The organism is uncultured Cloacibacillus sp. (assembly GCF_963926575.1).
Classification (GTDB): domain Bacteria; phylum Synergistota; class Synergistia; order Synergistales; family Synergistaceae; genus Caccocola; species Caccocola faecigallinarum.
In genome coordinates, this window is the sequence record NZ_CAWUXW010000001.1 from 129,625 (window position 1) to 153,158 (window position 23,534).

The window sequence follows — 23,534 nt, forward strand, 5'->3', positions numbered from 1 at the left end:
GTAGCTCGTTATTGGTTGACTTCGACGCCGAGGCCGAGTATCGTCTCGCGCAGCGCGACGCCGTACAGTTCGCCTGCTTCGGCTTCGCGCAGGATTTCTTGAACCTGCGGAAGGATGCAGACGGCCTCTGGCGTCAGCTTGGTCTTGAAGATTTTCGTGTGCGCCGTCGTGTCTACGTGGCTCGGGTCGTAGAAGAGCTCTTCGTAGAGCTTTTCGCCGGGGCGTATGCCGGTGTACTGGATGTCGATGTCTTTGTAGGGCTCGTAGCCGTGGAGGCGGATGAGCGTTTCGGCCATTTCGGATATTTTGACCGGCGCGCCCATATCGAGGACGAACAGCTCGCCGCCCGCGCCCATCGTCCCAGCCTGGAGGACGAGGCTGACCGCTTCGGGAATGAGCATGAAGTAGCGCTTCATGTCCGGGTGCGTGACGGTGACGGGGCCGCCGGCCGCTATCTGGCGTTCGAACTTCGGCACGACGCTGCCGCGGCTTCCGAGAACGTTGCCGAAGCGCACGGCCATGTACTTCGTCTCGGGGAATTCTTTCTGGACGGAGAGCAGCAGACGCTCGGCGGCGCGTTTTGTCGCGCCCATGACGCTGGTCGGATGTACGGCCTTATCTGTCGATATCATGACGAAGCGCTCGACGCCGTATTTCCCGGCTAGCGTCGCGATGTTCCACGTTCCGAAGGCGTTGACGCGCAGCGCCTCGCGCGGGTTGTCCTCCATGAGCGGCACGTGCTTGTGCGCGCCGGCGTGGAAGATGACCTGCGGGCGGTGTTTTTCAAAAATCATAGCCATCGTCTTCTCGTCTGCAACGTCGGCTATGACCGGGACGACCGGTATCGTGTTGCCAGCGTCGTTCAGCGATTCGAGCAACAGGTATATCGACTGCTCTCCGTGGCCGAGCGCTATCAGTTCCTTCGGCTCGCGCGAAAGCACCTGGCGGCATATCTCGGAACCTATCGAGCCGCCGGCCCCGGTAACCATGACAGTCTTGCCCTTTATGACAGCGGAGATGTTTTCATTGTCGAGCTTTATCGGGTCGCGGCGGAGCAGATCTTCGAGGTTGACCGAGCGCAGGCGGCTGACGCTTACGTGACCGTCGGCAAGGGCGAGGAAGCTCGGCAGCACGCGGACCGTGACTCTTTCTTTATTGAGTATGTCGACGTACTCGCGTATCTGAGCGCCGGTCGCAGAGGGTATCGCGAGCAGGACCGTATCGACGGCGTAGCGTTTTATGACTGCGGAGATGTCGTTCTTCGTGCCGAGGACTTTGAGCGACGCGACGGTCATGCTGCGCAGGTTCGGGTCGTCGTCGATGAAGCCGACCGCTTCGAGCGCGGACTGGTTGCGCAGCAGGTCGCGCGCGATGAGCGTTCCGGCCTCCCCCGCGCCGACTATCAGAGCGCGCTGGCTTACGGCGCCGTGCTTGTGGCGGCTTACGGCGGCGAGACGCCACGCGGCGCGCATCCCGGTCATGAACATAAGCGCAAGGAGTATGGATATAAGGAACGACGAGCGCGGCACGTTGACGATGCGCACGAAGTAGTTGAAGAGGACGAATACCGCGACGCCTATGCAGTACCACTGTGCGAAGCGCGTGTATTCTTCAATGCTCGCGCGCGTCCATACGACTGTGTAGGTTTTGCCTATGAAGAGCGCCGCGAGTACGGCGACGGAAAAAGCCGCCAGCGTCCACGTGAAATCTTCGCCGTCGTTGAGACTCAGGAAGAAGTACGAGAAGCGCATCGAATAGCCGATGAAGACCGCCATAGCGATGCAGCAGAAGTCCACCGCCATCACGCGGCGGTTGCGCATGCCGAGCCATATCAGCATTTGCAGCATTTTACGGTACATTGTCGCGCCTCTCTTTACGTTGTCTTTCCGTTAAGCTTTGGTCTTGAGGCCGAGAAGCTTTCTGAGGTAGTTCTTCTTTTCCGCAGTCTCAGGGTCGCCGGGGGCGGTCCAGAAGTGGCGCAGGAAGGCTGCGGTTACGGCGCAGAAGAAGCCGAGCAGCGTCGCCAGGACGACTATCTTGCCGCGGCCCTGCGGCTCTTTTTCGTCGGGCGTCGAGGCCGGGGAGACGAGCTGGAGCACCATCGGGCTCTTGTCCTTTATGCGCTGGTTTTCGTTGTACTGGGAAAGCACGGTGTAGAGCTCGAGTATCGAGGATATCTTCGAGTTGGGATCGCCTGCCGCGCCGGTTTTGTCTATTTCGTTGAGTTTTTCTCTGATTGTCTTTTCAAGGAATGTGTCGCGCGTCTCTATCGTCGAGGTGACGCCCATCGCGAGCAATGTTTCGTCTGTCCTTCTGTATATGAAGTCGGCCATCTTCATCGACTGTTCGGGTGACGGCGACTTGACGGATATCGTTACGAGGCCGTTCTTTCCGGTATTGACGCTGACGTTCTTCTCAAGAGTCCGCAACGCCGCGTCCTTTGAGATTTCTTTTCCGTCCACGTTGGTGAGGTTGAATTCCGAGATGACCGCGTCGCGCATCGCGTTGCTCGATACTACGGCGTCGATCATGTTGCCGGGGAGATAGACGGATAGCTCGCCGTCGCCTGTGATGCGCGAGTTGACCGTCATCATCTGTATTTCGCTTTTGTACTCGGGCTTGGTGAAGAGCAGCGCGTATGCGAGCCCCGCGAGCGCGAAGACCAGCGTGACCGCCGCGATAAGTTTTTTCTGCTCGGCGAGCACTATCACTATGTCAAGAAGAGATAATTCTTCGCATTCGTCCTGAAACATTTCCATGTTTGTGCGCTGTTCCATATCGTTCCCCCGCGATTCAATTTTTTCGGCGTTTGAAAAAGATATAATGCCGCTGATAAATTCAGCGACATTATATCAAAGCTCTTATGATAATGAAAGATTAGCGCGCCCGATATCGATACGGGAGCGCGGTAAAGGACTAGCCGAGATAGGCGAGCAGGATGCCGCCGGCGAGGACGGAGCCGATCTGGCCCGCGACGTTCGCGCCTACGGCGTGCATGAGAAGGTGGTTGCCGGGGTCGGCCTGCTGTCCGAGGCGCTGGATGACGCGCGCGGACATCGGGAAGGCGGAGATTCCGGCCGCGCCGACCATCGGGTTGACTTTCTTGTCCTTCGGCAGGAAGAGGTTGAGAATCTTCGCCGTGATGACGCCGCCCGCGGTGTCGAGGACGAAGGCTATGAGGCCCATGCCGATGATGGCGAGCGTGCCGAGGTTGACGAACTTATCGCCCGTCATAGCCGCGGAGATCGAGAAGCCGAGGAGTATCGTCACGATGTTGGCCATTTCGTTCTGCGCGGCCTGCGAGAGGCGCTCGGTGACGCCGCTGACGCGGAGCACGTTGCCGAACATGACGAAGCCGAGCAGCGCGACGGAGGCCGGCGCGATGAGGCCGCCGATTACCGTTATCGCTATCGGGAAGAGGAAGAGCTTGGTCTTGGAGACGGGACGCGGCGCGTAGGGCATGCGCATCTTGCGCTCTTTTTCAGTCGTGAGGGCCTTGATGACCGGCGGCTGGATGAGCGGGACGAGCGCCATGTATGTGTAGGCCGCTACAGAAATCGGCCCCAGCAGGTTAGGCGCGAAGCGCGTCGAAACGTATATCGAGGTCGGGCCGTCGGCGGCGCCGATGATGCCTATCGAGGCGGCCTCGTAGATGTTGTAGTCGAAGACGAAGTAGGCGATCCCCATCGTGAGGAAGATACCGGCCTGCGCCGTGAGGCCGAAGAGGAAGACCTTCGGGTTCGCAAGCAACGGCGTGAAGTCGCACATGGCTCCGACCGCGACGAGTATCAGCAACGGGAATATCTCCGTCGCTATGCCGAGGTCGAAGAACATCTGCAAAGCGCCGTGCACGACGCTGCCGCCTTCGATTACCTGGTCGAGCGCCGAGGAAAGCGGAAGGTTGACGAGTATCGTGCCGAAGCCCATCGGCAGCAGCAGGTTAGGCTCAAAGTTCTTCTTGACGGCCATGTACATAAGGAAGCCGCCCACACATATCATTACCAAGCTCTGATAGGTTATAGCTTGAAAGGTCGCCACAAATGATTCCAATCTAGCGTCACCGCTCCTTTTAGGAAATTTAATACGCAGGTTACTATACCATAAAACGATGCGGAAAGCGCCCGGTAATTTATCCATATGCGAAAAAATCATGTAAAATATTTTTTGTGGGGAAGGTGGAAAAAATCTTGATACGATACATCGCAGTCAGCACAAATATATCTTTCCGCCGCGGCGGGCCGAAGCCCGCCGCCAGATGGCGCGCGGCCTGAGATGCGTTTCCCGGAGGCGCTGCGCGCGCTGAACTCGCGCAACTACCGGCTTTTCTTCACGGCCCAGATGATTTCGATGACGGGGCTATGGATGTATCGCGTCGCGATAGGCTGGCTCGTCTTCCGCCTCACGGATTCTAACAGCGCGCTCGGGCTGATGGACTTCGTCGCCTCGCTGCCGGTTTTCTTCCTTTCGCCGTTCGCGGGCGCGGTCATCGAGCGGCTCGACCTGCGCAAGCTCGTCTTCCGCACGCAGACGGGCTGTATGTGCATCGCCTTCGCCTTCGCTTTTCTGACTTTCACCGATTTGATTACCTATAAGATAATTCTTGCGCTCGTCCTGACGCGCGGGCTGCTCGACGCCTTCGAGATGCCGGCGCGCTATTCGCTCGTATCGTACATGGTGGACAGGCGTGAAGACGTGGGCAACGCCGTCGCGCTTAACTCTACGCTCTTCAACACCGCGCGTATGATCGGGCCGACAGTCGGCGGATTCGTAATTCACGTCTTCGGCGAAGCTTTTTGCTTCTTTTCCAACAGCTTCTGCTATCTCAGCACGCTGTGGGCGCTCAAGAACATGCGCCTCGCCCGCCCGCCGATAGGCAAGACCGGCGGACGCAGCCGTCCGTTTCACGATATGATAGACGGGCTGCATATCGCCAGCGACTTCGCGCCATACAGATACTTCCTTCTGCTGATAACGACGACGGGATTTTTCGCCTTCCCGAGCATAACGCTGATGCCCGCGATGGCGAAGAGCGTGCTCAACGGAACTTCGCAGACGCTCGGCTTTCTGCTCATGGGCGTCGCCGTAGGAGCGCTCGCGGGATCGCTGCTGATGGCTTCGCGCAAAAACGTCGCTCGTCACTCTTGGTGGTGCACGCGCACCTGCGCCGCTTTCGGCGTCGCCGTCATACTCTTCTCGCTTTCGCGGAACATCTGGCTCAGCGTAGCGCTCGCCGCGCCGGTCGGCTTCTGCCTCGTAACCTGTACGATAGCCTGCAACACGCTGCTCCAGACCATGACGGCGCCGGAGAGCCGCAGCCGCATCATGGCGCTCTACACTCTCGCCAACATCGGGATTCCTCCCTTTGGCAGTATGCTCGCCGGAAGGTTCGGCGACTTCACGAACACCGGCTGGGCGCTCTTCGCCTGCGGAATCTGCTGCACAGCATCGGCGCTCTACTTCATGCGCAAAATCGACCGCATAGACGGCGAAGTCACCGGAGCTCTCAAACGCCAGGGCGCGCTGTGATGAAAGCGTTCCAGCGCATAAATCCGGTTCTGGCGGCTGATATGACGCTTGCGGCGGTCGCTCTGATATGGGGCGCCGGCATCCCGCTTTCGGCCGTGCTTGCGCGCGGGCTGACTCCGCTTTGGGCCGTCGCTCTGCGTATGCTGCTCGCCGCATTCTTTCTCATCATCATGTTCCGCCGCACCATAATGTCGTCGACTGTGCGCGACTGGAAAATTTCGTTCCTCCTCACGGCAGTGCTCACGGCCGTGTTCGTATCGATGACTTTCGGCCTCGTCTACAGCACGGCGAGCAAACAGGCATTCATCGGCGGCCTCAACGTTATACTCGTGCCTGTATTCGTTTGGATCATTTACAAAAAGCGGCCCTCTGCGTGGCTCTTTGCGGGCGCGGGGCTGACGACGGCGGGACTGCTCGTCATGGGCTTCACGCCGGGGATGGAATTCAACTTCGGCGACTTCCTGTCGTTCCTCATGGCGGTGTCCTACGCGCTCCAGATAATAGGCAGCGGCTACTGCTCGCGGCGCGTCGATCCGGCGCGGCTCACAGCGCTGCACATAATCATGCTCTCCGCCGTGCTGACCGTGCTCGCGCTTATATTCGAGCCGCTGCCTAAGCCGTCGGACTTCTCGCCCAAGATATGCGGCGCGCTGCTCTGCGTCTCGCTTTGCAACACTATCCTCTGCTTCAACTTGCAGTTCCGCGCGCAGAAGCACACTAGCGCGACGCACGCGGCGGTCATCTTCTCGCTCGAAGGTCTCTTCGGCTATGTGCTCGCCGTCGCGAGCGGGCAGGACCCGTTCCACCTCCAGGGCGCGGCGGGCGGCCTGCTGATAATCTGCGGAATGCTCGTGACGGAGCTCGAGGGCGCGATACGCGCGAAGCTCGCGCGCGGCGCATAAAAAAACGGCGCTCCGCACGGAACGCCGCAGTTTTCCTAAATTTTGCGCAAGCCTACCAGAAGAGCGCCGACCAGTAGGCGAAGGTGTCGGTAAGTATCGCTATGCCCGCGGCGGCGAGTATCGCGCCGGAGACTTTTTTTATCGCCTGCCCGTGGCGGCGCAGCCATTGGAAAATTCCCTTGATGCGCGTGAAGAAGAGCGCCGCGAGTATGTACGGCACGCCGAGGCCCATCGAGAAGACGAAGAGATAGAATACGCCCTCCGCTACGGTTTCGCGCGCGCCCGCGAGCATCAGCGCCGAGCCTAGGAACGGGCCGAGGCACGGCGTCCAGCCGAGCGAGAAGGCCGCGCCGAAGAGCAGCGCGCCGATGAAGCCGCGCCGCCTGACGCTCACCTCGAGCTTCTTTTCAACGTCGAGGAAGCCTATTCTGAAAACTCCGAGGAAGTGCAGCCCGAAGATCAGAATCACGAGGCCGCTCGCGCGCTGCAGCAGAAGCCTGTGCGCGTCGAGCGCCGCGCCTATCGCCGTCGCCGTCGCGCCGAGCGCCATGAAGAGCAGCGTGAAGCCCGCGACGAAGCCGATTGTGTTGACGACGCTCGCGCGCCGCCCCTGCTCCGTCTCCGCCGCAAGGTACATCAGATACACCGGCAGCATCGGCAGCATGCACGGCGATACGAAGGCGAGCAGCCCTTCGAGAAAAAGGAGCGGCAGCTCTCCCGCCACTATTTATTCTCCCCGCGCACGAGCTTCAGCACGGCGTCCTTCGTCGTCGCGCCCTGAATCTGTCCTACGAGCTTTCCGTCCTTGTCAAGGAAGAAGGTCGTCGGTATGTAGCGCACGCCGAAGAACGACGCCGCCTCCTGCTTCTCGTCGAGCAGCACGGTCATCGTGTAGCCCGTTTCCTTGAGGAACTTCGCGACGCGCTCCGGCGTCTCGCGCCGTCCGTCGGTCAGGTTCACGGCGAGCAGCACGGCCTCGCCGGTCTTTTTGAATTCTTTATCGAGCTCGTCGAACTCCGGCATCTCGCCGCGGCACGGCGGGCACCACGTCGCCCAGAAGTTCAGCACTACGGTCTTTCCCTTGAAGCTGTCGAGCGAGACCTGTTTGCCCGACATGTCCGTGAGCACGATGTCGCGCGCGAGCTCGCCGCTTCCGACCGCGAACGACGGAACCGCGAAGAGCGCCGCCGCGAGCAGCGTCATGACCAACGTAGCGAAAATTTTCCTGCGCACCGTAAAATCATCTCCTTGATGTTTTGTTTGCCCTGCGAGCGTATTATATCATGGCCGCGACGGTTTGAAGGACAATGCCGCGCTTCATCTGAAAAGAGAAAAATTTAACTTCCTTCCGCAGCGCAGCGGCGCGCGTCACAGATACGCGCCGTCGGGGTAATTCCGCGCGCGCTCCTCGCCGCGCAGGACGCGCAGCGCGCCCAGCGCGAGCGCCTCAAGCTCGTTCTCGCCCGGCAGCGTTATGACGCGGCCGAGAAATTTTATCTTTTTCGTCACGCGCGCGACGAGTTCGTCCGAGTGCGCCATGCCGCCCGTCAGTATGACGGCGTCGATATCTCCGTCGAGCGCCGCCGCGAGCTCGCCGATGCCCTTCGCGACCTGATAGACGAATGCGTCGAGGACGAGCGCCGCGCGTTCGCCGCGTTCCGCGAGCGCGAGTATCTCGCGCAGGTCGCGCGTGCCGAGGTACGATACGAAGCCCCAGCCCGAGAGCAGCTTGACGCGCAGCTCGGCCTCCGTCCAGCGCCCGCTGAAGCAGAGCTCGATGAGCGCGTCGGCGGGCAGCCCGCCCGCGCGCTCGGCGGAGAACGGGCCGTCGGCCTTCGCGCCGATCACGTCGACGATGCGCCCGCCTTCGTGCGCGCCTATCGTAACGCCCGTGCCGAGGTGCGCGACGACGAATCGGCACTCCTCGTAGCGTTTGCCGAGCGACGCCGCGGCGCGGCGCGCCATCGCGCGCTGGTTCAGCGCGTGGACGAGGCTGCCGCGCTCTATCTCCGGCGCGCCCGAGACGCGCGCGACGGCGGAGAGCTCGTCCACCGACACGGGGTCTACGATATAGGCGGGCGCGTGCGATTCGCCGGCGAAGCGCCGCGCGATGAACGGCCCGAGGTTCGAGGCGTGCTCGCCGCGCGGCGCGCGCGTGAGCCAATCTGTCATAGCGTCGTTGACGATGTACGTCCCGGACGGGACGGGCGCGAGCAGCCCGCCGCGGCCGACGGCTGCGTCGAATTTGCGCGCGCCGAAGCCCGCTTCGGAAAGCGCCGACGCTATCGCCGCGCAGCGCGCGGGGAGCTGCGCGAGTATCGTTTCATACTTCGCGCGCTCATCGTCGGGGAACGGCAGATTTTTCTCGAACGCCCGCCGCTCGTCCTCGTAGACGGCGATTTTCGTCGAGGTCGAGCCTGGGTCGGCGGCGAGTATCAGCAACGGTGCATTCCTCCAGCGACGAGGCAGGAGAGCGCTATGGCGTTGAACTTCGTCTCGTGGTCGTCGGTGCGCGAGACGAGGATTATCGGCGCCTTCGCGCCGAGGACGACGCCCGCGGACTTCGCGTGGCAGTAATGTATCAGCGTCTTGCAGTGGACGTTGCCGCACTCGATGCTCGGCACTATCGTGAGGTCCACCTTGCCCGCGATTACGCTGCGGATGCCCTTGCGCTCCGCCGCCTCCTTCGAGGCGACCACGTCTATCGCCATCGGCCCCTCTATCGTGCAGGTGCATGGCAGCCCGTCGAACTCGCCGTTCCGCCACGCCTCTACGAGCGCCGCCGCGTCCACCGTCGCCGGCATGTCGGGGTTGACGCGCTCGTTCGCCGCGAGTATCGCCACGTTGACGTGCTCGTAGCCGAGCGCATGAATCGCGCGCAGAGAGTTCGCGATTATATATTTTTTCTCCTTGAGCGTCGGCGCGATGATGAAGCCGCTGTCGGCGCAGAAAGAAAGATGATGCTCGCCCGGTATCTCGAGCACCGCGAGATGGCTCAGCATGCGCCCCGTGCGCAGCCCCTTCTCCTTGTCAAGCACTGCGCGCAGGAAGTCCTCCGTGTTGACGAGCCCCTTCATCAGCGTGTGGCCCGTGCCCTCGCGCACGATCGCGACGGCTTTGTCCACGGCCTCGAGCGGCGTCGCGGCGTGCACGAGCTGCGCGCGTCCGTCGACGCCGAACTCCTCCATCGCGGGACGCAGCACCGCCTCGTCGCCGACGAGCGTCGCGTGTCCGAGGCCGTGGCCGAAGGCGAGCTTTATCGCCTCGACGGTCTCCCTGTCTGCGGAGGCCGCCACCACGTTGCTGCCGCCGAGACAGCCGCAGCAGTTTATCATTTCGTCGAAAGTCTTATACATCGAACAGCCTCCTGTCGTTTCAGCGCGCGCGTCATGCGCGGCTGTATATTTGCTGAGATTATTATATAATGTCCCGAGGCTCCGCCGTTTTGCGGAGCTCGGAGGTAATGCGATGAGTTTTATTAAAAAGGCGAAGAGCGTACTGTTTCACAGAGGGCCGGTCGATTTGGGGGACGGACACGTGCTTTCGTCGCTCGCGCGCCTCTCCGTGCCTTCCATAGGAATGGTGCTCTTTCAGACGCTCTTCAACCTCGTCGACACAATCTTCATCTCGTGGCTCGGCGAGAGCCACATGGTCGCGATTTCGTACACCTTCCCCGTGCAGATAGGAGTCTTCGCGCTGCTCGAGGGCGTCGGCAACGGCGTGACGGCGCTCGTGGGCCGCCGCCTCGGCGAGAACGACGTCGAAGCTGCGCGGCGCACTGCGCGCTGCGGCCTCGCCTTCGCCTACCTGCTGAGCCTCGTGTGGCTGCCATTTTTGTTCCCCGGCCCGTCGAACGCTTTTTTCCGTATGCTCGGCGCGTCGGAGGCGGAGACTCTGCGGCAGGCGTGGCTCTACAATATGTGGATACCGCCGATGACTCTCATCATAGCCTTCACCTACATCGTAAACTCCATCTTCCGCTGCCAGGGCGACACGATGACGCCGCTGCGCTTCTTCGTCGTCGCGAACGGGCTGAACTTCGTGCTCGACCCGCTCTTCATCTTCGTCTTCGGCTGGGGCATGACGGGAGCGGCGGCGGCTACCTTCATCGGGCGCGCCGCGGGAGCCGTCTACCTTATAAGAAAGATGCGCCGCGACAGCGCGATACAGATTCCCCTGCTCGTCATGCCGCGCCGCGAGATGTTCCCGATATGGCGCGCCGTCGCCGCCATCGGCCTGCCCGTGACGCTCTCGACCGGAAGCGTCGCGCTCGGCATGGGCTCGGTCAACCGCGTGCTCACCGAGGCATACGGCAACGTCGCGATAGCGGGCTGGATGATTTCGCTGCGCGTCGAGGATATAGCCTTCGGCACGCTGATGGGCGTCAGCAACGCGCTCGTCCCCTTCATCGCCTTCAACTACGGGCGGCGCAGCTTCGTAAGGATAAAGGAAGGAATCCGCGCCGCGTTCGTAATCTGCTGCTGCGTCACGCTCTCGCTCTGCTTCCTGCTCGCGCTGTGGCCGTGGCCCGCGATCGGGCTCTTCCGCCCCGAGCCGGACGTGGCGCACGCGGCGGTGCGCTCGCTGCGCATCACGATGGCGGGATACCCCTTCGCGATGTACGGAATGATTTACAACGCGCTCTTCATCGCGGTCGGCAGCTCCGTCTACGGCTTCCTCGTGCAGATCAGCCGCTGCATCGCCTTCCGCCTGCCGATGGCGTGGTTCCTCGCCGCGACCGTCTCGATGAGCTGGGTCTGGCTCTTCCAGCCGCTTTCGTTCGTCTGCGCCGCGGCGTTGACGTGGCTCTTCGAGCTGCGGCTTATGAACAAACTTAAAAACGAACTCGACGGCGCTCCGCTGCCGCCGCGCGCGCAATAGGAGGCGCTTTTATGAAAAATCTTCCGAAAGAGGTCGACCTCGGAAAGGACCCCGTCGGCCCGCTGCTTCTCAGGCTCGCCGCTCCGGCGATAGCGTCGCAGCTCGTCAACGCGCTCTACAACGTCGTCGACCGCATGTACATCGGCCACATCCCCGAGACCGGGGCCGTCGCGCTGACGGGGCTCGGCGTCTGCTTCCCGCTCATCATGCTGATATCGGCCTTCGCGAACCTCGTCGGCATGGGCGGCGCGCCGCGCGCGAGCATAATGATGGGCCACGGCGACGAGAAGGCTGCGGAGCGCATCCTAGGCAACTGCTTCGCGGCGCTGCTCGCGCTCTCCGTCGCGCTGACCGCCTTCTCGTTCGCATTCATGCGCCCGATGCTGATGCTCTTCGGCGCGAGCGAGGCGACCATCGGCTACGCGACGGACTATATGGAAATTTACGCCGCGGGCACGATTTTCGTGCAGCTCACGCTCGGCATGAACGTCTTTATAACGGCGCAGGGCTTTTCCAAAATCAGCATGATGACGGTCGTCATAGGCGCGGTCACGAACATCGTGCTCGACCCGATTTTTATATTCATCTTCGGCATGGGCGTGCGCGGCGCGGCGTGGGCGACGGTCATATCGCAGGCGATAAGCGCCGTGTGGGCGCTGCGCTTCCTCTGCGGCGAGCGCGCGGTGCTCAAGCTGCGGCGCGCGAACGTCCGCCTCTCGCGCGCGGTGCTCGCGCCCTGCCTCGCGCTCGGCTTCGCCCCCTTCGTCATGCAGTCGACGGAGAGCCTGCTCGTGCTCTCATTCAACTCGTCGCTCCTGAAGTACGGCGGCGACATCGCGATCGGCGCGATGACGATCGCCTCTAGCGTCATGCAGTTCGCCATGCTTCCCGTGCAGGGGCTGACGCAGGGCTCTCAGCCCATCGTGAGCTACAACTACGGCGCGGGCAACCCCGAGCGCATGAAGCAGGCCTTCGTGCTGCTGCTCAAGTCCTGCCTCACATGCACCGCCGTCATTTGGACTTTCTCGATGCTCTGCCCCGGCATATTCGTCCGCATATTCACCGACGACCCGGCGCTCACTGAGGCGGCGCGGCGCGCGCTGCGCATCTACATGGCTGGCATGGGAATCTTCGGCGCGCAGGTCGCCTGCCAGCAGACCTTCATCGCGCTCGGCAACTCGCGCACTTCGTCGTTCCTCGCGATGCTACGCAAGATAATCCTGCTCATCCCGTTCATATACATCATGCCGCACTTCTTCGACGACAAGGTCTTCGCCGTATTCTTCGCCGAGCCCGTGGCCGACGTGCTCGCCGTCGCGACGACCGTCACGCTCTTCAGCCGCGAGTTCCGCCGCCTGCTCGCGCGCATGCGCGCTGCGAAGGCCGATGGGAACGCGCGCGCTTGACACTTCGCGCGCGAGCGGTTATAAATTACTCTGGAAGAGGGAGGGGAGCCTTCCTCGCATGAGGCGAGACAAGACGAGATAAGCTGCCAGATTAGACGAGTGTGTTGACTGCTTGGACATTCAAGGCTCCGTCGTGCGCGGCGGAGTCTTTTTTTATGACTTTATACATCTTCAACGCTTGGGGGAATTTTCATGGTTCGCAGGGTCTGTATGGGAAACGAGGCGATTGCGCTCGGCGCGCTCGCCGCGGGGCTCAGGCTCGCCGCCGGATATCCCGGCACTCCTTCGACTGAAATTATCGAGACTCTCGTGCGCGAGCGCCGCGCCGGCGTGGACGTGCAGTGGTCCGTCAACGAGAAGGCCGCGCTCGAGGTCGCGGCGGGCGGCGCATACGCGGGCGCGCGCACTATGTGCACGATGAAGCAGGTCGGCCTCAACGTCGCCTCGGACCCGCTGATGAGCCTCGCCTACATCGGCGTCAAGGGCGGCATGGTCGTCGCCGTCGCGGACGACCCGGGGCCGTGGTCGTCGCAGACGGAGCAGGACACGCGGAACTTTGCGAAGCACGCGAACCTCCCCGTCTTCGACCCGTCGTCGCCCGAGGAAGCCTACGAAATGATCCAGACGGCCATCGACTTCTCCGAAAAATTTGAACTTCCCGTATTTCTGCGCCCGACGACGCGCGTCTGCCACGCAAGCGCCGAGGTCGAACTGCGCGAGCCGTCGCCCGTCAGGGAGGCGGACGGCTTCGAGCGCCGCCCCGAGTGGTGCATCTTCCCCGCACTCTCATACCGCAAACACGGCGAGCTCGAGGTCAAACAGCGCGAGATGGCGCGCGCCTTCGACGAAATGCCCTACAACAGGATAGAAACCTACGGAGCGGGCAGCCGCCGCGCCGTCGCCGCCTCCGGCATATCGTACCTCTACGCGAAGGAGGCTCTGAACGAGCTCGGCGCGGACGCGACGCTTTACAAGGTCGGCACGCCCTACCCGATGCCGGAGAAGCTCACGAAAGACTTCCTCGCGGGCGCGGATTCCGTGCTCGTGCTCGAAGAGCTCGACCCCGTCGTCGAAGAGCAGCTTCTTATAGAAGCGGCGGGCCGAGTGCCGGTGCTCGGCAAGCGCAGCGGCGACATGCCGTGGAACGGCGAATATTCGTTCGAGCTGATAAAGGCGGCGCTTGCGAAATATCTCGGCCTCTCCGCAGAAGCCGAGGCCGCGCCGGAGCTTCCGCAGCTTCCCGTGCGCCCGCCGGTGCTCTGCGCGGGCTGCCCGCACCGCGCTTCGTTCTACGAGGCGAAGGTAGCGACGAAGGACTGCAAAAAAGCGATTTACTGCGGCGACATCGGCTGCTACACGCTCGGCAACGCCGCGCCGCTCAACATGGTCGACACCTGCCTCTGCATGGGCGCGGGCATAACGCTCGCCCAAGGGCTCGCGCTGACCGAGCCGGGTGCGAAGTGCCTCGCCTTCATCGGCGACTCGACCTTCTTCCACACCGGAATCCCCGGCGTAATCAACGCCGTCTACCAAGGGACGGACATCACGATAATAGTCCTCGACAACCGCACGACCGCGATGACGGGCCACCAGCCGCACCCCGGCACAGGAAAGCGCGCGCTCGGCGATGACAGCATAGCGCTCGACATAGAGACGCTGCTGCGCGCCTGCGGCGTGGAGCACGTCGCGCGCGTCAACCCGTTCGATTTTGAAAAATCCGTCGCCGCGATGAAGGAGGCCGTCGCATACGAAGGCCCCTCCGCGGTCATAGCCGAAGCGCCCTGCATAGCGAACGTGAAGAAAAAAGCCCCGGCGCACTTCGTAGACGATAAATGTATAAAATGCGGCAGATGCGTGCGCGAGATAGGCTGCCCCGCGATAACGCCCGACGCCGAAGGCCGCGCGGTCATAAACGCGTCGCTCTGCACCGGCTGCGGCCTCTGCGCCAACGTCTGCCCCGTCCACGCGATAAAGGAGGGCGAAGCCCATGCTTAGCAGCATAGTGATAGCCGGAGTCGGCGGACAGGGCACGCTGCTCGCCTCGCGCATACTCGCCGAGGCGGCGCAGGCGAAGGGGCTCTTCGTCCGCACCTCGGAGACGATAGGCATGGCGCAGCGCGGCGGCTCCGTCTCGAGCCACCTGCGCATAGACGCACGCGAGGTCTCGCCGATAATCCCCGCGCGCCACGGCGACGTGCTGCTCGCCTTCGAGCCGGCCGAGGCGGTGCGCATGATTCCGAAGCTCAAAAGCACGGCGCAGTGCGTCGTCAATACGGACGAGATAATCCCGACCAACGTCGCGCTCGGCAAGGGCGCGTACCTCGGAGAAGAATACCTCGCGACGACGAGGCGGCTCTATCCCGACGCGCTCTTCCTTAAAGGCGCGGCGCTCGCGCTCGAAGCGGGAGACATCCGCACGCTCAACGTCGTCATCCTCGGCGCGGCCTGCGGAGCCGGAAAGCTCCCCTTCACGACCGAAGAGGTGCGCGAAGCGATAGCGCGCTGCGTCAAGCCGAAGCTTCTGCCGATGAACGAAAAGGCGTTCATGCTCGGCATAGAAGCATCCTCCCGCCGATGGTGAGACACCCATAACGTGCTGACGGTGCGCCTTGCGCACCGTCTCCCTGAGAATCCTTTGCTCAGGGCCTCCGTCCCAACCACGCAGCAAATTCACGAGAACAGACAAGACTTAGCTAAGACCAGACAAGGAGAATAACGATGAACGAACTTACGATAATGAGCCAGTGTTTCGCGCAGGTGCGCCGCGTCGCCAAAGAGAGCCCGATGTACCGCGAGAAGTTCAAGGATATACCGGTCAACACGATGATGACGAAGGAGCAGTTCGAGACGCTGCCCTTCACGACGAAGCAGGACCTCCGCGACGCCTACCCGATGGGCATGCAGTGCGTGCCGAACGATAAAATAGTACGCGTCCACTCGTCGTCGGGGACAACCGGGACGCCCGTCATCATGCCCTACAGCGCGCAGGACATCGAGGACTGGGCCGTCATGTTCGAGCGCTGCTACCAGTTCGCGGGCGTCACGCCCGAGGACCGCGTGCAGATAACGCCGGGCTTCGGCCTCTGGACCGCGGGCCTCGGCTTCCAGGCCGGAGCGGAGCGCCTCGGCGCGATGGTCATACCGACCGGCGCGGGCAACACCGACCGCCAGCTCCAGCTCATGCGCGACCTCAACGCGACGGTGCTCTGCAGCACGTCGTCCTACGCGCTCGTCATCGCCGAAGAGGTGGACAAGCGCGGCATGCGCGACCAGATTCACCTCAAGCGCGGAATCTTCGGCTCCGAGCGCTGGGGCGACAAGATACGCGAGCGCATCCACGAGACGCTCGGCATAGAGTTCTTCGACATCTACGGGCTGACGGAAATCTACGGCCCCGGCATCGCGATAGACTGCGCGGAGCACACGGGGATGCACTACTTCAGCGACTACATCTACTGCGAGATAATCGACCCCGTCACGGGCAAGGTGCTGCCCGACGGCGAGCAGGGAGAGATCGTCATCACGACCTTCCGCAAGGAGGCCGCGCCGCTCATCCGCTACCGCACGCGCGACATCTCGCGCATAATCCCCGGCGAATGCCCCTGCGGCTCGCCGTTCCCGCGCCTCGACAGAATCGTCGGACGCAGCGACGACATGATAAAGGTCAAGGGCACGAACATCTACCCCGCGCAGGTCGAGGAGATACTCAAGAACATCGACGGCTTCTCGAGCGAGTACCGCATCATCCTAGAGAACAAGGACCTCCGCGACCGCATGATAGTGCAGGCCGAGATGAAGGAGGGCGCAGACCCGGAGCGCCTCGCCGAAGAGCTCGTGCGCGAGTGCAAGTCCGGCCTCGGCATCCGCGTCGTCCCCGACGTGAAGAAGCTCGGCGAGCTTCCGCGCAGCGAGAAGAAGACGCAGCGCGTCATCGACAACAGATATTAAGAGAAGCTTCGCGAAACGCGCGGCGGCGGGAAATTTTCCCCCGCCGCTTTTTCATGCGCGCGCGGCGGCGCAGCGGACTTGCCGCGCGTTCCGCAAAAGCGCGCGCGTTTTTCGCGAGCGCCGTGCGTTCGCGCCGCTCGCCGCGCTTTTGCCTCCGCGCCGTCGATTTACCGCCGCGGCGCACAGAGCGCGCCGTTTCGCAAGTTTACCGTCCGCGCGGCGAATCCGCGCCGTTCCGTAAATCCGCCGCGCGCGCCACAAACCGCCGCCCGCGCGCAAAGCTCACGCCGCGGCGCAGTTCACGCGCCCGCGCCGCAAGCCTCGGCCCCCGGCGCGAAGCGCGCCCGCGTTTCCTCGATTGACGGAGCGCCGCGCCGCTGCGCATATTTTTCCAAACGCCTGCGTTCCGCCATAAAATCTCCACATTGAAGATGTATAATTGTTAAGTGTGGGAAAAGATATAGACGATACAGGGTGAGCTCGCTTCATGAAAATCACGGAAATTTCTCTGCGCAGGCCGGTAACGGTCCTCATCATCACGATCGCCACCGTAATCTTCGGCGCTTACTCGTACATGAACATGGGCGTCGAGAGGATGCCGAACGTCGAATTCCCGATAGTCGTCGTGCGCACGACGCTCGAGGGCGCGAGCCCCGCCATCGTCGACAACGACGTGACGGACGTGCTCGAATCACGCATCAACACAATCGAAGGAATCAAGAGCATGAGCTCGAGCAGCTACGAGGGGCGCTCCGTCATCGTCGTGGAGTTCGAGCTCGACCGCGACATAGACTTCGCGACCGCGGACGTGCGCAACAAGGTGAGCCGCGCGCTCGGCTCTCTGCCCGACGACTGCGACGAGCCGGAGATAGACAAGTTCGACCCGAGCGACCGCCCGATTATGCGCGTCGCGGTCAAGAACGACGGGCGCACGGACATGAAGACGCTCTCGCGCTACGTCGACCAGGTCGTGCAGGAACGCCTCCAGACGGTGCGCGGAGTCGGCGGCGTGCAGCTCCCAGGCTTCCGCGAGCGCGAGATGCGCGTCTGGCTCAACCCAGAGGCGCTCGAGGGCTACCGCATAACCACGAAGGAAATCAAGGACGCGATATACAACAAGCACGTCGAGCTGCCCGCGGGGCGCGTCGAGACGGGGACGAAGGAGTACGGCATACGCATCATCGGCGAGTACGCCTCCGCCGCGGAGCTCGAATACCTGCCCATCGCGGTGCGCGACGGCGCGGTGATACGGCTGCGCGACGTGGCGCGCGTCGAGGACGGCCTCGAGGACGCGCGCAGCTCGTCGATATACGAGGGCAAGCCCGCCATCATGGTCAGCATCCGCAAGCAGCGCGGCGCGAACGAAGTCGCGCTCTCGCGCCTCATGCACGAGCGCATCGCGGAGCTGAACAAGACCGCGCCGGTCGGCACGACGCTCGTCGTCGTCTCCGACAACGCGCGCTTCATCATGCGCTCGATGAACGGCGTCTTCGGCGACATCGTCGCTTCGATAATCCTGACGGCGCTCATCATGTTCGTCTTCCTGCGCACGATACGCGCGACGATAATCGCCTGCATAAGCATTCCCGTCTGCCTTCTCGGCAGCATGTCCGTCCTGTATTTAATGGGAATAACGATAAACAACATGTCGATGATGGGTATTTCGCTCGCCGTCGGCATGGTCGTCGACGCGACGACGGTCATAATGGAGAACATCTCGCGCCACAAGTCGATGGGCAAGAGCGCCTTCCGCGCCTCGGAGGACGGCACGAACGAAATCGCCTTCGCCGTCGTCGCGGGCGCGGCCACGACGCTCGCCGTCTTCGTCCCCGTCGCCTTCATGGGCGGAATGATGGGACGCTACTTCAACGCCTTCGGCGTGACCGTCTCGACGACGATAGCCATATCGCTCGTCATCGCCGTCACGCTGACGCCCTTCCTCTGCTCGCGCATCATGGGGCGTTCGCATAAGCCGACGCGCCTCGAAATCGCGCTCGAACGTCCGTTCCTGCGCCTCGAGGAGCAGTATGAGCGGGCGCTCGGCTTCGCGGTGCGCCACCGCGCGCTCGTGCTTTCGTCCGGCATAGCGCTCTTCATCCTCGGCATGGTCTTCGCATTCAACCTCGGCACGGAGTTCTTCCCCTCGGAGGACCAGGGCCGCCTGCGCGTCGAGCTCGAGCTTCCGGCGGACACCTCGCTCGAGGTGACGACCGACATAACGAAGGAAATGGTCGACCTCATCCAGCAGAACAAATACGTCGCCTACACCTACGGCGAAATAGGCAGCGGACGCGGCGAGGAGGTCTACAAATCCACGATAAACATCGAGCTCATCGACCGCGCGCTGCGCCCGCGCGCCGCAGTCATAATGCGCGGCCTGCGCGAGGAGCTCTCGCGCTACCGCGACGCGGACATCAAGATGGGCACGTGGGGCAGCTCCGACATATCGCTCGTCGTCATGGGGCCGACCAGCGAAGAGCTCGCGGCGCTCGGCGACCTGATAAAGAAGGACCTGACGGAGAACGCGCGCGGCCTCGTCGACATAACGACTGACCTCCAGATGAACAAGCCGCGCATCAACCTCACGCTGAACCGCGGCCTCGCCGACGACCTCAACATAAGCATACGCGACCTCTCCGACGAAATGCTGACGTGGTTCGGCGGCGACGACGCGGGAACCTTCAACGACCGCGGCTACCGCTACGACATCCGCCTGCGCTCCGAGCTCAGCGGGCGCGACGACCCGGAGAAGGTTCTCAAGACGCTGATAACGACGCAGGGCGGCGACACGATACCGGCCGAGGGCGTCATAACGAGCTCGATAGGCATGGCGCCGAACGTCATAACGCGCTACAACCGCCAGCACTCGATAGAAATCGAAGCCAACGTCGACGGCATCTCGCCCGGCGAAGGAATAGAGATAATGCAGCAGGTCTTCATGAAGTACGCGCCCAAGGACGGCATGTACAGCATGGTGCCGACAGGCGACTCCGAGGATATGCGCGAAAGCTTCCGCTACATGAGCGTCGCGCTGATATTCGCGATAATGCTCGTCTACATGGTGATGGCGATACAGTTCGAGTCGTTCATCCACCCGCTGACGGTCATGTTCTCGCTGCCGCTGATGACGGCGGGCTCCTTCGGGCTGCTCGCGCTCGGCGGGCTGCGCCTCTCCGTCATGAGCTTCATGGGGATAATCCTGCTCGTCGGCGTCGTCGTCAACAACGCGATACTGCTCGTCGACGTCATAAACCAGCTGCGCGCCGCGGGCGACGACAAAATCACCGCCGTGCTCAAGGCCGGGCCGCTGCGCCTGCGCGCGATACTGATGACCACCATTTCGACGCTCATAGGCTCGCTGCCCGTCGCGCTCGCGCTCTCCGAGGGCGGCGAGACGCGCCAGCCGATGTCCGTCGCGGTCATCGGCGGCCTAGCGACCTCGACGATGCTGACGCTGCTCGTCATTCCCGTCGTCTATCTGATTTTCGACGACATCACCGACAGGGTTAAAGCTTCGATACGACGCTTCAACGCATACAGGCGTCTGAAAAGTCATGGGAGGGGCGCGTGATGAATAAAACAACAACGGCTTCTATGCCGTCCCGCAGATTTTCGGTGCGGGACCTCCGTTCCGAAGTCAAGCCGCGCGGCTGCGCCGCCGCCTCATTGGAGCGCCGCGCAGCGACGTTTCTGCTCGCGGCATGCATAGCGGTATTCGCGGCTTCGCAGTGCTTCGCCGGTACGGCCCCGCTGAAAATAGCCGAAGCCGTCTCGATAACGCTGAAAAACAACTCTGAGCTGCGCTCGCTGCGGCAGGAGCTTATAAAGGCCGAGGCCTTCAAGCTCGCGGCGGACGGCACGCTGCTGCCCTCCGTCTCCGCGAGCGGCACGGCGGGCTGGCAGCGAGAGCCGCAGACGAGCGACGGAAGCCGCGACGACGACCGCAGCGCCGAAGCGACGCTCGAGCAGGTCGTCTACTCCGGCGGTCGCAACAGCGCGATGCGCGCGCAGTCGCCGCAGGTGCGCACGATAGCCGAAATGGCGATAGCGGACGGCGAGAACGGCGCGGTCGGCGAGCTCTTCGCGCGCTTCTACAACGTGCTGCTCCAGAAGAAATACATCGAGGCCGAGCAGGACGCCGTAAAAACCTCCGAACTTCACCTCCGCGAGGTCTCGCGCATGTGCGACGTCGGCCTCGCCAACCGTCTCGAAGTGATACGCGCGCAGCAGCAGCTCGCAGAAAACCGTGCCGCGCTCGCAACGGCGCGCGGCGCTTTTGAAGCGGCGAATATTTCATTGATGAACTACATGGGCATCGAGCCCGGCGCTCGCCGCACCGTCGAAGGCGAGCTCTACGAGCCCGCGATAAAGGGCGGGCGCGCCGAGTCGCTCGCGCTCGCCGCACAGTTCCGCGCCGACCGCCGGCAGCTCGAAGAGCAGATAAAATACCAGACGAACCAGATAAAAATAGAGCGCAGCGAAATGCTGCCGCAGGTGACCGCGGGCCTGTCCGCGGGATGGCTCAGCCCATACCGCCAGCGCGACGAGAGCTCCGACACATGGCGCGCCGAGGTCCGCCTCTCTATACCGATATTCGACCGCAACGTCACGCGCCGCGCCGTAATGGAGGCGAAGGCCGTGCGCGAGCAGGACAAGATAGCGCTCGAACAGAAGGAGCTCGATATCAAGTCCGAAGTCGAGACAGCGTGGACGGAAATCGAGACGAACCGCGAAAACCTCGCCGCCTCCGCGGAGGCGCTGCGCCTCGCGCGCGAATCGCTGCGCCTCGCAGAGGTAGGCTACCGCGAGGGCGTCACGCCGCAGCTCGACCTGCTCACGGCGCAGTCCGACCTCACGGCCGCGCAGCTCGAATACAACCGCGCGCAGTACAACTGCATAATAGCCGCCGTCGCGCTCAAGATGACGGAGGGAACGATAACGACATGGAACGGGGAGAGCATATAAGATGAAGATACAGAAACGCCCGCGCTTCGGCAAGGCCTTAATCATAGTCGCGCTCGTCGCCGTCACGGCGGCGACATGGGTCTACGCGCGAAGGGAGACGCTCTTCGACAAGCCCACAGACCCGTCGCTGCTCACGCCGATAGTCAGGACCGAGACGCTCAAGGCCGACCGCACGCTGTCGAGCCGCATCGTCCAGAACATGCAGGTCGACGCAGTCGAGCGCGTCGAGCTGCTACCGCGCGTCACGGGCCGCCTCCTCGCGCTCCACGTCAAACAGGGCGACCGCGTCAAAAAGGGACAGGTCGTCGCGACGCTCGAGCACGAGCAGCAGGACGCTCTGATACTCTCGACGATAGCGCAGGCCGCCTCAGCGCGCGCCGACACGGAAAAAGCGCGCGCCGAAATGCTCAACGCGAAGACCGACCTCGACCGCTACAGCCGCCTCGTCAAAGAAGGCTTCAGCACGCAGCAGCAGTACGACGCGATACAGACCGAATACACCAGCGCCGAGGCCTCATACCGCGCCGCGCTCGCGAAGGAGCGGCAGTACGAAGCTGAGGAGAAGCGTGTGAAATCCGAAAAAAACGACTACATTATACGCGCGCCGATAGACGGAATCGTGCTAAACGACTACTCGCTGACCGCGGGCGCGATGATCTCCCCCTCGTCGCCGATACTCGACATCGCCGACCCGCGCATGCTCAAGGCGACGCTGCGCGTCCCCGAGCTTAAAATATTCAGCGTCGCCGTCGGTATGCCAGTGACGCTGCGCTTCGACGCGCTGCCCGGCGAGAGCTTCGGCGGCAGCGTCACGCGCATCGACCAGTACGTAGACCCCGCGACGCGCACCAGCAGCGTCGAAATAGTGCTCGACAACGAAAAGCAGGCCGGAGGACGGCTGCGCCCCGGCATGTTCGGACAGGCCGCGATAGTTGAAAAATCCTTCGCCGGCACGCTGACCGTGCCCGAAGGCGCGCTCCACGCGAGCGAGACGGGCCTCTACGTCTACGTCGTAGCCGAAGGCAAAGCCGCGCAGCGCGAAGTCGCGACCGGCATACAGGACGGCGGGCGCGTGCAGATACTCGGCGGCCTCGCCGAGGGCGACGAAGTCATAATCTTCGGCGGCAACAACCTGCGCGACGGAGAGGCCGTGACCGTAAGGAACTGACGCCGCGTCATGGCGGATTGGAAGCGTCAGACCTCCGAGACTTACCGCGTCGGAATACTGCTCGCCGCGGCGGGCGGCTTCCTCGACGCGTACACATTCCTCTGCCGCGGCCACGTCTTCGCGAACGCGCAGACCGGCAACATCGTCCTCTTCGGCGTCAGCCTCGCGTGCGGCGACCTCGGCGGCGCGGGCTACTACCTCATGCCGATAGCCGCCTTCTTCTGCGGCATCATGCTCGCCGAGCTCGTCAAGGAATCCATGCGCGAAAGCCGCTTCATCCACTGGCGTCAGGTAATCATCGCCGCCGAGATAGCCGCGCTCGCCGCCGTCGCCTTTGTCCCGAACGGCGACGTTCCCGACATGTGCGCCAACGTCGTCGTCTCCTTCATCTGCTCGCTCCAGGTCGAAGCCTTCCGCAAAGTCCACGGCCGCGCCTACGCGACGACGATGTGCACCGGCAACCTGCGCAGCGCGACCGAGAACCTCTACAAGTACCGCAGCACCGGCGAGCGCGAGCTGCTCCGCTCGAGCCTCGAATACTTCGGAATAATCCTCTTCTTCATAATAGGAGCCGCCGCCGGAGCGCTCGTCACCTCCGCACTCTCGATAAAAGCCGCGCTGATCCCCGCCGCCCTCCTCGCCGCGGTCTTCGTCCTAATGTTCCGCGAAAAAGTCTAAAGCCCCGCCCCTGCGGAAAAGTGTATCCCAACACACACTTTTTTTGCGGAAAAGTGTATC

Annotated in this window: 18 protein-coding genes; 11 read left to right on the plus strand and 7 right to left on the minus strand. The window is 62.7% G+C overall.

Translation table 11 applies throughout. The features are described from left to right. Window positions 1-8: 8 nt before the first annotated feature. From ABGT66_RS00655 to ABGT66_RS00665, 3 genes are all read right to left on the minus strand, one after another. Window positions 9-1,859 (minus strand): nucleoside-diphosphate sugar epimerase/dehydratase, encoded by a 1,851-nt coding sequence (locus tag ABGT66_RS00655; RefSeq protein WP_346688146.1) that lies wholly within the window; start codon window positions 1,857-1,859, stop codon window positions 9-11. Window positions 1,860-1,889: 30 nt separating this feature from the next. Further along, window positions 1,890-2,777, minus strand: a complete 888-nt coding sequence (locus tag ABGT66_RS00660) for a Wzz/FepE/Etk N-terminal domain-containing protein (RefSeq protein WP_346688147.1) — start codon at window positions 2,775-2,777, stop codon at window positions 1,890-1,892. Between the two features lie 139 nt (window positions 2,778-2,916). Further along, a complete protein-coding gene (locus ABGT66_RS00665) occupies window positions 2,917-3,999 on the minus strand; it encodes a sodium ion-translocating decarboxylase subunit beta (RefSeq protein ID WP_346688655.1) in 1,083 nt (360 codons plus the stop codon). Window positions 4,000-4,272: 273 nt separating this feature from the next. Here ABGT66_RS00665 and ABGT66_RS00670 point away from each other — a divergent pair, with 273 nt between their 5' ends. Then, the gene (locus ABGT66_RS00670; protein ID WP_346688148.1) at window positions 4,273-5,526 is read left to right on the plus strand and encodes an MFS transporter; all 1,254 of its coding nucleotides are present in this window, start codon (window positions 4,273-4,275) and stop codon (window positions 5,524-5,526) included. Beyond that, entirely contained in the window at window positions 5,526-6,428 is a 903-nt protein-coding gene (locus ABGT66_RS00675; RefSeq protein WP_346688149.1) for a DMT family transporter, read from the plus strand. The genes ABGT66_RS00670 and ABGT66_RS00675 overlap by 1 nt, the downstream gene beginning before the upstream one ends. Window positions 6,429-6,480: 52 nt before the next feature. Here the strand turns inward: ABGT66_RS00675 and ABGT66_RS00680 are convergent, their stop codons facing one another. The 4 genes from ABGT66_RS00680 to ABGT66_RS00695 all read right to left on the minus strand — a co-directional run bounded on the left by ABGT66_RS00680 (window position 6,481) and on the right by ABGT66_RS00695 (window position 9,784). After that, the gene (locus tag ABGT66_RS00680; protein WP_346688150.1) at window positions 6,481-7,152 is read right to left on the minus strand and encodes a cytochrome c biogenesis CcdA family protein; all 672 of its coding nucleotides are present in this window, start codon (window positions 7,150-7,152) and stop codon (window positions 6,481-6,483) included. After that, window positions 7,152-7,661, minus strand: coding sequence for a TlpA disulfide reductase family protein (locus ABGT66_RS00685; RefSeq protein WP_346688151.1), 510 nt, complete (start codon window positions 7,659-7,661; stop codon window positions 7,152-7,154). Before ABGT66_RS00685 ends, ABGT66_RS00680 begins: the two co-directional genes overlap by 1 nt. Before the next feature lie 135 nt (window positions 7,662-7,796). Next, the gene (buk, locus tag ABGT66_RS00690; RefSeq protein WP_346688152.1) at window positions 7,797-8,870 is read right to left on the minus strand and encodes a butyrate kinase; all 1,074 of its coding nucleotides are present in this window, start codon (window positions 8,868-8,870) and stop codon (window positions 7,797-7,799) included. After that, the gene (locus ABGT66_RS00695) at window positions 8,864-9,784 is read right to left on the minus strand and encodes a phosphate acyltransferase (RefSeq protein ID WP_346688153.1); all 921 of its coding nucleotides are present in this window, start codon (window positions 9,782-9,784) and stop codon (window positions 8,864-8,866) included. The genes buk and ABGT66_RS00695 overlap by 7 nt, the downstream gene beginning before the upstream one ends. Before the next feature lie 112 nt (window positions 9,785-9,896). Here ABGT66_RS00695 and ABGT66_RS00700 point away from each other — a divergent pair, with 112 nt between their 5' ends. From ABGT66_RS00700 to ABGT66_RS00740, 9 genes are all read left to right on the plus strand, one after another. After that, window positions 9,897-11,309 (plus strand): MATE family efflux transporter, encoded by a 1,413-nt coding sequence (locus tag ABGT66_RS00700; RefSeq protein ID WP_294193332.1) that lies wholly within the window; start codon window positions 9,897-9,899, stop codon window positions 11,307-11,309. 11 nt (window positions 11,310-11,320) lie between these two features. Further along, complete coding sequence (locus tag ABGT66_RS00705; protein WP_346688154.1) at window positions 11,321-12,715, plus strand: MATE family efflux transporter; 1,395 nt, start codon at window positions 11,321-11,323, stop codon at window positions 12,713-12,715. Between the two features lie 192 nt (window positions 12,716-12,907). After that, window positions 12,908-14,710, plus strand: a complete 1,803-nt coding sequence (gene iorA, locus ABGT66_RS00710) for an indolepyruvate ferredoxin oxidoreductase subunit alpha (protein ID WP_346688155.1) — start codon at window positions 12,908-12,910, stop codon at window positions 14,708-14,710. Then, window positions 14,703-15,296: an indolepyruvate oxidoreductase subunit beta gene (locus ABGT66_RS00715; protein WP_346688156.1), complete on the plus strand. Its 594-nt coding sequence runs from the start codon at window positions 14,703-14,705 to the stop codon at window positions 15,294-15,296. Before iorA ends, ABGT66_RS00715 begins: the two co-directional genes overlap by 8 nt. 137 nt (window positions 15,297-15,433) lie before the next feature. After that, window positions 15,434-16,663: a phenylacetate--CoA ligase gene (locus ABGT66_RS00720; protein ID WP_346688157.1), complete on the plus strand. Its 1,230-nt coding sequence runs from the start codon at window positions 15,434-15,436 to the stop codon at window positions 16,661-16,663. Window positions 16,664-17,150: 487 nt separating this feature from the next. Further along, on the plus strand, window positions 17,151-20,234 hold the full coding sequence (locus tag ABGT66_RS00725) for an efflux RND transporter permease subunit (protein ID WP_346688158.1): 3,084 nt from the start codon (window positions 17,151-17,153) through the stop codon (window positions 20,232-20,234). Further along, the gene (locus ABGT66_RS00730; protein ID WP_346688159.1) at window positions 20,234-21,628 is read left to right on the plus strand and encodes a TolC family protein; all 1,395 of its coding nucleotides are present in this window, start codon (window positions 20,234-20,236) and stop codon (window positions 21,626-21,628) included. Before ABGT66_RS00725 ends, ABGT66_RS00730 begins: the two co-directional genes overlap by 1 nt. A gap of 1 nt (window position 21,629) precedes the next feature. Next, window positions 21,630-22,796, plus strand: a complete 1,167-nt coding sequence (locus ABGT66_RS00735) for an efflux RND transporter periplasmic adaptor subunit (protein ID WP_346688160.1) — start codon at window positions 21,630-21,632, stop codon at window positions 22,794-22,796. 9 nt (window positions 22,797-22,805) lie between these two features. After that, window positions 22,806-23,474, plus strand: a complete 669-nt coding sequence (locus ABGT66_RS00740) for a YoaK family protein (protein ID WP_346688161.1) — start codon at window positions 22,806-22,808, stop codon at window positions 23,472-23,474. Window positions 23,475-23,534: the final 60 nt, after the last annotated feature.